The organism is Actinophytocola sp. (assembly GCF_050699915.1).
In the GTDB taxonomy this organism is placed as follows: domain Bacteria; phylum Actinomycetota; class Actinomycetes; order Mycobacteriales; family Pseudonocardiaceae; genus Actinophytocola.
In genome coordinates, this window is sequence record NZ_JBOHGA010000235.1 from 1 (window position 1) to 8,992 (window position 8,992).

12 protein-coding genes are annotated in these 8,992 nt (G+C 72.2%); 5 read left to right on the top strand and 7 right to left on the bottom strand.

Annotation, left to right across the window (positions count from 1 at the left end; all coding sequences use genetic code 11):
* A partial coding sequence (locus ACRDSK_RS28300) for an AfsR/SARP family transcriptional regulator (protein ID WP_431444395.1) occupies nt 1-276 on the top strand: 276 nt, incomplete at its 5' end.
* A gap of 17 nt (nt 277-293) precedes the next feature.
* Nucleotides 294-542: a hypothetical protein gene (locus tag ACRDSK_RS28305; protein ID WP_431444396.1), complete on the top strand. Its 249-nt coding sequence runs from the start codon at nt 294-296 to the stop codon at nt 540-542.
* A 55-nt stretch (nt 543-597) separates the two neighbouring features.
* Here ACRDSK_RS28305 and ACRDSK_RS28310 read toward each other — a convergent pair whose 3' ends face one another.
* Nucleotides 598-951, bottom strand: a complete 354-nt coding sequence (locus tag ACRDSK_RS28310; protein WP_431444397.1) for a hypothetical protein — start codon at nt 949-951, stop codon at nt 598-600.
* 91 nt (nt 952-1,042) lie between these two features.
* Here ACRDSK_RS28310 and ACRDSK_RS28315 point away from each other — a divergent pair, with 91 nt between their 5' ends.
* Together ACRDSK_RS28315 and ACRDSK_RS28320 are read left to right on the top strand one after the other, a co-directional pair.
* Nucleotides 1,043-1,591 carry an SRPBCC family protein gene (locus ACRDSK_RS28315; protein WP_431444398.1) on the top strand — a complete coding sequence of 183 codons (549 nt, stop codon included), beginning with the start codon at nt 1,043-1,045 and terminating at the stop codon, nt 1,589-1,591.
* 105 nt (nt 1,592-1,696) lie between these two features.
* On the top strand, nt 1,697-2,479 hold the full coding sequence (locus tag ACRDSK_RS28320; protein ID WP_431444399.1) for a 3'(2'),5'-bisphosphate nucleotidase CysQ: 783 nt from the start codon (nt 1,697-1,699) through the stop codon (nt 2,477-2,479).
* Nucleotides 2,480-2,494: 15 nt separating this feature from the next.
* On the opposite strand, the gene ACRDSK_RS28325 is transcribed toward ACRDSK_RS28320, so the two are convergent.
* Together ACRDSK_RS28325 and ACRDSK_RS28330 are read right to left on the bottom strand one after the other, a co-directional pair.
* Nucleotides 2,495-2,854: an RNA-binding S4 domain-containing protein gene (locus ACRDSK_RS28325; RefSeq protein WP_431444400.1), complete on the bottom strand. Its 360-nt coding sequence runs from the start codon at nt 2,852-2,854 to the stop codon at nt 2,495-2,497.
* 32 nt (nt 2,855-2,886) lie between these two features.
* Nucleotides 2,887-3,390, bottom strand: coding sequence for a hypothetical protein (locus tag ACRDSK_RS28330; protein WP_431444401.1), 504 nt, complete (start codon nt 3,388-3,390; stop codon nt 2,887-2,889).
* An 85-nt stretch (nt 3,391-3,475) separates the two neighbouring features.
* Here ACRDSK_RS28330 and ACRDSK_RS28335 point away from each other — a divergent pair, with 85 nt between their 5' ends.
* Complete coding sequence (locus tag ACRDSK_RS28335; RefSeq protein ID WP_431444402.1) at nt 3,476-4,138, top strand: transcriptional regulator; 663 nt, start codon at nt 3,476-3,478, stop codon at nt 4,136-4,138.
* Here ACRDSK_RS28335 and ACRDSK_RS28340 read toward each other — a convergent pair.
* From ACRDSK_RS28340 to ACRDSK_RS28355, 4 genes are all read right to left on the bottom strand, one after another.
* Entirely contained in the window at nt 4,135-6,213 is a 2,079-nt protein-coding gene (locus ACRDSK_RS28340) for a diguanylate cyclase (RefSeq protein WP_431444403.1), read from the bottom strand. The two genes, ACRDSK_RS28335 and ACRDSK_RS28340, sit on opposite strands and share 4 nt — an antisense overlap.
* A gap of 86 nt (nt 6,214-6,299) precedes the next feature.
* A complete protein-coding gene (locus ACRDSK_RS28345) occupies nt 6,300-7,877 on the bottom strand; it encodes a D-glucuronyl C5-epimerase family protein (RefSeq protein ID WP_431444404.1) in 1,578 nt (525 codons plus the stop codon).
* 72 nt (nt 7,878-7,949) lie between these two features.
* Nucleotides 7,950-8,156 carry a hypothetical protein gene (locus ACRDSK_RS28350; RefSeq protein WP_431444405.1) on the bottom strand — a complete coding sequence of 69 codons (207 nt, stop codon included), beginning with the start codon at nt 8,154-8,156 and terminating at the stop codon, nt 7,950-7,952.
* A partial coding sequence (locus ACRDSK_RS28355; RefSeq protein WP_431444406.1) for a HAMP domain-containing sensor histidine kinase occupies nt 8,153-8,992 on the bottom strand: 840 nt, incomplete at its 5' end. The genes ACRDSK_RS28350 and ACRDSK_RS28355, both read right to left, overlap by 4 nt.

Below are 8,992 nucleotides of genomic sequence, written 5' to 3' on the forward strand. Positions count from 1 at the left end.
GCCCTGCGCACCGGTGACCCAGCCCGCGCCCGGCGGCCGGCGCTCGCCGCGATCGCCGCGGACCCGCTGGACGAGGCCGCGCACCGCGCGCTGATGCGGGCGCACGTCCTTGCCGGCCAACAGGATCAGGCGGCGCGGGTGTACGCGCGCCTGCGCGCGGCGCTGGCCGCCGAGCTCGGCATCGACCCGGCGCCGGCGACCAGGGACCTGCTCCGCTCGATCCTGCAACAGGACTGCAACGCCGGCCGAGATGCTGACGTCGTCCCGATTCCTTGACGTTGGAGGAGATCCTCATGTTCAGACGCGGCATGTTCAGACGCGGCGCGGTCGCCGCGGCACTCGCGCTAGGTGCCGTCGCGGTCGGCGCGGCCCCGGCACAGGCGATCGAGCTGCCGCCGCCGGGCACCGAGAACCTGATCGTCATGAACTTCTACCGCGGCGACGATCTCGTCGGCCAGAAGTGGTGGGGCTGCCCCGGTCAGCCGGCCGGCAGGTGGGGCACGGAGACCCCGAATCCGACGTTCCACTTCGTGCCCTGCTGACCGGTGACCGTCTCCGATCCGGCGGCACGACGCGGATCGGAGACGGCCTCCCGGGTCATCCGCAGGGGTGGCGCTCCGGTCTGGCCGAGGTCGCGGTGAACGTGCTGGAGGTCGTGCCGCGACAGGTGTAGATCGCGAAGCCCGTGCCTCGGGCGACGATCGTGCCGTTGCGGCTGAGGATCGTCGGGAGTGGGGTCGACTCGCCGCCGGGCCCGCAGAACAGCTCCCGGAAGGACGCGACGGTGCCGCGGCTCGCGTTGTAGCTGATGTCGGCGACGATCTTGCACGCGGACGCAGACGACGCCGACGACTCGGCGGTGGCGGTGGGGACGAACCCGACCACCGCGGCGGCCATGCCGGCGGCGGCGAGCGAGGCGAGGCAACGGGTGCGGACGGAGGTGCGCTTCACGGCGTACTTCCCTTCTGTAGTGGACTGTCGCGCACAGTGTCTTGACCGGGATTGCAGCCTCGTTGCAGCCCGCCGGCGTAGGCTGCCCGGAATGGTGTGGCTCGTGATCGCCGGGATCGCAGGGGTTCTCGTCGGGGTCCTCGTGCTCCTGCTCCTGGTGATGATGGCGATCGGGGCGCGGTTGCCGCTCGCGCACACGGCGACCCGGCGGGTACGGCTGCCCGTCGACCGGCAGCGAGTCTGGGACACCCTGACCGACGTCGCCGAGTACCCGTCCTGGCGGCCCCGGGTCACGCGCGTCGAGATGCTCGGGACCGAGCCGACGCGCTGGCGGGAGCTCGGCAAGGACGGGAAGATCACGTTCGCGGTCGAGGCGGCCGACCCGCCGCGGCGACTCGTCACCCGCATCACCGACGAGAAGCTGCCGTTCGGCGGCAGCTGGACCTACGACCTCGAGCCCGACGGCCCCGACGGTGCTGGCTGCGTGGTCACGGTGACCGAGCACGGGGAGGTCCGCAACCTCGCCTTCCGGTTCATGTCCCGGTACGTCTTCGGGCACGCCGCGACGATCGACGGCTTCCTGACCGCGCTCGGCACCCGCTTCGGCCACACCGCGGCTCCCGAGTCCGTGCCGACCTGACCTCCCCCTGAACGTGCTCGGGTGAAATAGTCACCGAATGCTCGAACGCGCCCGCCGCGAGCGGAAACCGGCCGACCTGACCGCAGTCCACGAAGGGCGACGCTCATGACCCGCAGTTCGGCGACCGAGTCCACGCGGGTGTACCGAGCCTCGCCCGATCCCGCCGACCACCGGCTCGCGCACGAGCTGGCCGAGGCCGCCGGCGAGCTGCTGATGGGCATGCGGGACGAGCTGCGGGGTGCCGAGCTGCGGGCCGCGGGGGACCGTCGCTCGAACCAGCTGCTGCTGGCGCGGCTGGCCGAGGAACGCCCCGAGGACGCGATCCTGTCCGAGGAGTCGGCCGACGACCGGAGCCGGCTGTCCGCGGACCGCGTGTGGATCATCGACCCGCTGGACGGCACCCGGGAGTACGCCGAGCCCGGCCGGCTGGACTGGGCGGTGCACGTGGCGCTGTGGTCGGGCGGACACCTGGCCGCCGGGGCGGTGTGCCTACCGGCGGCCGACCTGACGTACTCGACGTGGCGGCCGGCGGAGTCGTGTCCCGCGCCGGAGGACCCGGTGGTGCTGATCAGCCGCAGCCGCCCGCCGGCGGTGCTCGAGAAGCTGCTGGCGGGTTGGCCGGCGACGCCGCGGCCGATGGGCTCCGCGGGCGCGAAGACGGCGACCGTTCTCGCCGGCCGGGCCACCGCCTACGTGCACGGCGGCGGCCAGTACGAGTGGGACTCCGCGGCCCCGGTGGCGGTCGCGGTGGCCAGCGGCTGGCGGGTGCGCCGGCTGGACGGCTCGGCGCCGCGCTACAACCAGTCGGACGTGTGGCTGCCGGACATGGTGATCTGCCATCCCGACGCGGCCCCCGACGTGTGGGCCGCCCTGGACGCCGCGGAGTAGGCGGGGCTGGCGGGGTCAGGCCCCGCCGGTGCGCCAGCGGTCGAGCAGCCGCCGGTCGCGCTTCGTCGGGCGACCCGCGCCGCGGTCCCGCCGCGCGACCGGCGCCTCGACCGGCGGCGGGGGAGTCCGGTCGATGAAGCACTCCGCCGCCGCGGTGGCGCCCACCCGCTTCTGGATCACCCGCACCACCTCGACGATGCGGGTCGTGTCGCCCACCCGGGCGCGCACCCGGTCCCCGGGCGCCACGGCCGTCGCGGCCTTGGCCGGCCGGTCGTTCACGCGCACGTGCCCACCCCGACACGCCGCGGCGGCGTCGGGCCGCGTCTTCGCCAGCCGAACGGCCCACAGCCAACGATCCACCCGCGTCGACTCCATGCCGGCAAGCTATCGCGAACACGCCGCGGCCGTCAGTCCGACCGGTCGGTGTCCTTGTCCTCGCCGCGGCGGCGCAGGAACTCGAACCCGGGGATGCCGAGGATGGCCCGCCGGACGTCCTTGGTGACGTCCAGCAGCTCGTGGATGTCCGGTCCGACGCGGTCGAGGGTGGCGAGGATCGGCATGATGTCCTGCGTCAGGTGGTTGGCGAGCCGGGGCAACTCGTCGACGAGCTCGATCGCGGCGCTCACCTCGTGGGCGCTGAACTCCTCGACGAACCGCAGCACCGGCCGCATCGCGACCACCTGCTCCTCGGCTGCCTTGGTCACCCGCTCGGCGTGCGTCACCTGTTCCTCGGCGTTCGTGACCACCCGGTCGACGCGACCCACCAGCTCGTCCGCCCGCGCGACCACCGACTCGGCCGCGGTCAGCAGGTCGAGCACCCGGGCGGGCACGGAGGCCGCGCTGGACGCCGTCCGCGCGGTCCAGCTGAGGACGTCGGTGGGCCACAGACTGCGGGGCAGAGGTATCGCCATGGGTCCATTTCACACGACATGGCGTTCCAGAGGTGATCTAGGCTGCCGTGGTCTTCGTGTTCGCCGTGCAAGGAATGGAGTTCGAGTGGCTGGGTCCGCCCGAGAGCTGTTGGAGTCGATTCGCGACGAGCTGGCGCCGGCGGAGAGCGAGAACCGCCTGGTGCCGCTGATCGAGCGGGGGGACGCCGCGCCGTCGGTGTTCGGCACGATCGCCGCCGAGGAGTCGCACATCGTCCGCAGCGACTGGCGCAGCATCCACCTGCTGGCGTCGCGGTCGACCGAGCTGACCGCACGCGAGTTCTTCGCCGGGCTCGCGCAGGGCGAGGGGCTCGCGTTGGCCAAGCTGCCCGCGCTCGCCGCGGCCGGCGGGATGGACGCGGCCGCGCTGGACGCCTACGAGCCGATGGCCGGCTGCCAGGCGTACCCGGCGTACTTCTCGTGGCTCGCGCTCAACGGCGAACCGGCCGACGTCATCGTCGGCGTCGTGGCGAACTTCGCCGCGTGGGGCGACTACTGCGGGAAGATCGCCGCGGCCATGCGGGCGAAGTACGGCCTCGACGACGAGGCGTGCGGCTTCTTCGACTTCTTCGCCACCCCCGTGCCGGAGGCGATCGAGCAGGCGATCGCCGCGGTGCAGGCCGGCATGGACGCCGGCCGGAGCAACGAGCGCGAGGCTCGCCGGTACGGCCGGCTGTTCCAGACCTACGAGCTGATGTTCTGGAACACCATCGCCGACGGCCAGGCCTAGCCGGTTCGGGTCGTCTCGGGCACCCCGGCCAGGGTGCCGAGGCGACCCGCGAGGTGCAGCCGGAGGAACGCGTCCACCACGTCCGAATCGAACTGCGCACCGCGGCAGCGCAGCAGCTCCTCGCGGGCCTCGTCCTCGGTCCGGGCGGCCTGGTACGGCCGGTCGGCGAGCATCGCGGCCCACGAGTCGCACACCGTGACGATCCGCGCCTCGATCCGGATCTGCTCGCCCGCGAGCCCCTCGGGATAACCGTTGCCGTCGAAGCGTTCGTGATGCTGGTGAACCACCGTGGCGGCGTCGGCGAGCCCCGGCACCGCGCGCACCATCCGGGCGCCGTCCTCCGGGTGCCGGCGCACCAACCGCCAGTCCTGTTCGGACAGTGGGGTCGTCTTCGTCCAGATGTCCTTCGAGACGAGGACCTTGCCGACGTCGTGCAGCTGTCCGCCCAGCGCCGCGTGCCGCACCTGCTCGCTGTCCAGACCGAGCTCGATCGCGGTCAGCTTCGCCCACCTGCTGACCGCCCGGCTGTGCTCCTGGCCGGACAACCAGCCGTCGACGGTGTCCGCCAGGTGCTGGAGGTAGGCGATCATGCCCGCGGTCCCGGCCGCCTCGGCGCCGGCCAGCGTGTCGCCCGGACCGACGTCGATCCGGTTGCGCCCGTGGTACTTGGCCGCGTACAGCGCCCGGTCGGCCGCCTTCACGAGCTCGTCGGGGTTGCTGCCATGAAGCGGGTAGGTGGCCGTGCCGACCGAGATCGTGACCTCGACCGACATCCCGTCCTCGACCACGACCGGGCTGCCGCTGACCCGCCGGCGCAGGCGTTCCGCGATCACCAGCGGGTCGTCGGCCGCGGCCCCGCGCACCAGGACGGCGAACTCCTCGCCGCCGTAGCGCGACAGCACGTCCTCCTGCCGGATCCCGGTGCGCAGCCGGGTGGCGATCTCGACCAGCACCCGGTCACCGCCGGGGTGGCCGTAGGAGTCGTTGATCGACTTGAAGTGGTCGACGTCGGCGATGAGCACCGCGAGCGGCGCCTTGCTCCGGCGGGCGTGCGCCACCTCGGCGGCCAGCCGGTTCTCGAAGTGCCGGCGGGTGCGCAGCCCGGTCAGCACGTCGGTGATCGCCAGCCAGCGCTGCTGCCCGACGAGCACCGCCAGCCGGGCGATGGTCAGCAGGAACAGCAGGCCGCACGCCATCGCGATCACCGGGATGTGGTGGTAGGCGCCGCGCGAGTACTCAACCAGCAGCGTGGCGGGCGCGACCAGCGCGGCGGCACAGAGCGCGACGATGCGCGCCGGCCCCGGCCCGGGGTCGGCCACCCTCGCCGGCTCGCCGACCCGGCTCATCGTCGGGTGCAGCGCGGCCGCGCCCAGCGCGAGATTTCCGGTGAGCCAGATCGCGTCGATGAAGTTCCCGGCGGAATAGGTGCCGCTCAGCTGCTGGAGAACGTAGATGCTGTCCGCGGCGAAGAAGGCCAACAAATTCGTGGACAGCAGGAAGAATGCCATCGGCCGGCGGCCGGAACCGAGAATTAGGCGCAGCGCGACCGCGAACATCGCGAGGTCCATCATCGGATACCCGAGCGACGCCACCTTGGCCAGCGTGGGCACCTGCGCCTCCGCCGTCGGCGCGAGCAGGTACAGCCAGGACAGCATGCCCGCGACGACGGCCAGCAGCGCCGCGTCCAGGAGGCTGGGCAGGTCACGGCCGGGGGTGCGCAGCCGGATCAGCAGCACCAGCCCGGCGACGACCATCGGGTAGTGCGACAGGTAGAAGACGTCCGCGAGCGCCGGGTAGCCGGTGTCGCCGGTGATGTAGTGCGTGACGTAGAAGCTGGTGTCCGCGGCCGCGTACACGGCCTCGCCGAGGCCCAGCAGCAGCCACGGGAGCATCGGCTTCGGGCGGTACCGGTAGCAGCCGTACAGCACCGCGACCGCCGACGACGTGCTGACCATGCTGTAGAGCAGCACCCGTGCGATCGGCGGCGCGTCGAGCGACAGGGCGACGTAGTAGGCGACGATGACCACGAAGCCGAAGCCGAGGTACGCCGCCCACGCCCACCTGCCCGTCGACACGGCAGCCTCGTCCCCTTCGCCCGATTTTCGCCTGCGTCCTTCGACCATAGCGAGGTCGCCGCGCGCCCGTGCAGCCACCCGATATCTCAGCTGGATCTGACGGAGATTCCGCGGACCATCGGCAGCCAATATCCGGCATAGGTGCCGCGGGTGAAGTAGTAGACGTGCCGGGCCTGGACGACGCCGCTGAGTGCGGTCGGCGCGCTCGACGTGCTGGTGAACCGGACGGTCTTGCGGCCGGAGATGTCGCCGCCGGAGCCCACCCGGTAGGCGGTGTAGGTGCCTGGTGCGATGTAGACCTGTGCGTCGGGGTAGTAGCCGTGGGTGTCCTCGGCACCGAGCAGCCAGGTGGTGCCGTGGGCCTCGGGGAACCACCAGCCGGTGTAGGGGCCCTTCGACACGCGCAGCCCGACAGGCCCGCCGGCGATGCGCTGGCGGCGGTCGGTGGGTGCGTGGGTGACGCGGGGGAAGTGCACGCGGGAGGTGGCGGTGATCTTCATGGCCGCGTTGACCCGGTAGATCGTCGACGTGCGCGGGGTGGCCCGCATGGTGCCCGCGGTGGGCGGGTTCGGGTAGTCGCCGCGGTAGGCGGTGGCGCCGGTGACGAACCAGGCGTTGCGGGTGAAGCCCCACAGCTGCAGGAACTGCTCGATGTGCATCTGGTGGTAGGTGTTGGCCGGGGTCTTGTGGCGCAGCGAGTAGAGGCTGGAGCCGGCGGGGCGGCGGAACCCGGGGGTCGTGGTCATCGCGAGGTGGCGCACGGTGGTGATCGCGCCGCGGGTGAGCTCGGCGGCACGGCCGCTGCCGGTCAGCGACCAGTAGTCGAGCAGTCCCCAGATCGCGACGATGTGTCCATTGAGGACGTTCTCGCCCATGCTCGCGGGGTAGCGCGGGTACTCCTCGAGCCACAGGTGTCGCCGACTGTCGACATAGGACCCGTACGGCAGTCGTCCGCTGGGGCCTTGGGAGAGGCTCGCGAGGGTGGCATCGGCGGCGGTGCGCCACTTCGGGTCGCCGGTCGCCTCGAACATGCGGACGAAGACCGACAGCACCCGGCCCTGAGCCATCCCGGAGTACCACGGCGCCGGCAGCATCTCGCTGGTGTCGCCCAGTGGCGCGAAGTTGAAGTCGTACGGGTAGTACCACGCGCCGTCGGACGCGACGCGGCGGTCGTACAGGCGCTGCGCGTTCTTGGTCGCGATGTCCAGGTAGGCGGGATTCCCGGTCAACCGGTAGGAGTTCAGGTTCTGCAGGGCGTAGGAGCCCTGGAAGACAACGTGGTTGTACAGCCGGGTCGAGCCCGACGGCCGGAACATCCGCACGCCCTGGGCGTCCACCAACCCGAAGCCGCCGACCGGGGTGACCTCGGTGGAGTCGTAGGGCCGCTTGCCGACGGGTAAGACGTGCAGCGCGTCAGGGGACTTGAGGAAGCCGGTGACGAGCGGCCGCGCCGCCCGGTTCGCCTTCTGCTCGGCGATCTTCCGCGCCACCTCGGCCGGATCGGCCGGCTCGGTCGCCGTGCCGGGCATCTCCTCCGGCTCCAGCTCGGCGTTCGGCCCGGTCTGTGCCGGCGGCGGTGCGGGTGCCGCGGCAACCTGCGGCACCGGCGCGGTCAGCAAGACGATCGCGCCGACAAGGACGAGCGAACACAGCGCTACACGCATCAAAGCCCCCAGCTCCGATGTAGTGAATCGGTGTCCATCCAATCGGCGTACTGGGTGAAGCCGTTACATGCGCTAGGTAGGCGGGTTGCTGCTCGGGGTCGTCGGCGGGGTCATGGGTGGTGTCGTCGACGGGTCCGCCGGCGACGTGTCCACGCTGGGGGTGCCGGGCGGTGGCTGGATCGAGGTGCTCTCGATCGGTTGGGGGAGCTCCTCGCTGCTGACTCCGCACCCGGCGACCAGCAGGCCGAGCACGACGGCGGTGAGCGCACGGCGGATCACTCCGCCACCTCCGGCAGCTCGACGACGAACCGAGCGCCGCCGCCGGGACGAGGTTCCACCCAGGTTTGGCCGTGGTGTCGGCGGATGTGCTGAGTCACCAGTGCGAGACCGAGCCCGGCGCCGCTGTCGGTGGCGTCTCGGTCGGCGGGGGAGCCTCGGGCGAAGCGTTCGAAGATGTGCTCGCGCGCCTCGGCCGGCACGCCGGGGCCGGCGTCGTCGACCTCGATGCGGGCCTGGTCGTCGCGGCGCAGGACGCCTACGCGAACGACTCCGTAGCCGTGGTGCTCGGCGTTGTCGAGCAGGTTGGCCACCACGCGCTCGAGCCGCCGGCGGTCGGCGAGCACCCGGGGATGGGCATCGATGTCGAGCAGGTCGGAGGCCAGCCGGTTTCCGTGGCGGGCGGCGGCCCGCACCAGCTCGGCGATGTCCAGCTGCTCGAACGTGGACCGGTCCGTGTCCTCACCCCGCGAGATCTCCAGCAGGTCGTCGACCATGCGGCGGAAGCGGCGCAGGTCGGTGCCCAACAGCTCGACCGCCGCCCGGGTGCTCGGCGGCAGCTCGGCGTTGCGCCGCTGGAGTACGGCCATCGCGTTGAGCATGGTGGTGAGCGGGGAGCGCAGCTCATGGCTGACGTCGCCGGCGAAGCGGGTGTCCCGCGCGATCCGCTGCTGGAGCCGGCTCGCGGTGTCGTTGAACGCCTCGGCGAGCGGCACCAGGTCCGGGTCGCCGGTGACCGGCAGTCGGACCTCGAGATCGCCGCGGGCCGCCTTGGCCGCTGCGCCGGTGACCTGCCGCAGCGGGCGCAACGCGTGGTTCGCCGCCCAGCGACCCACCAA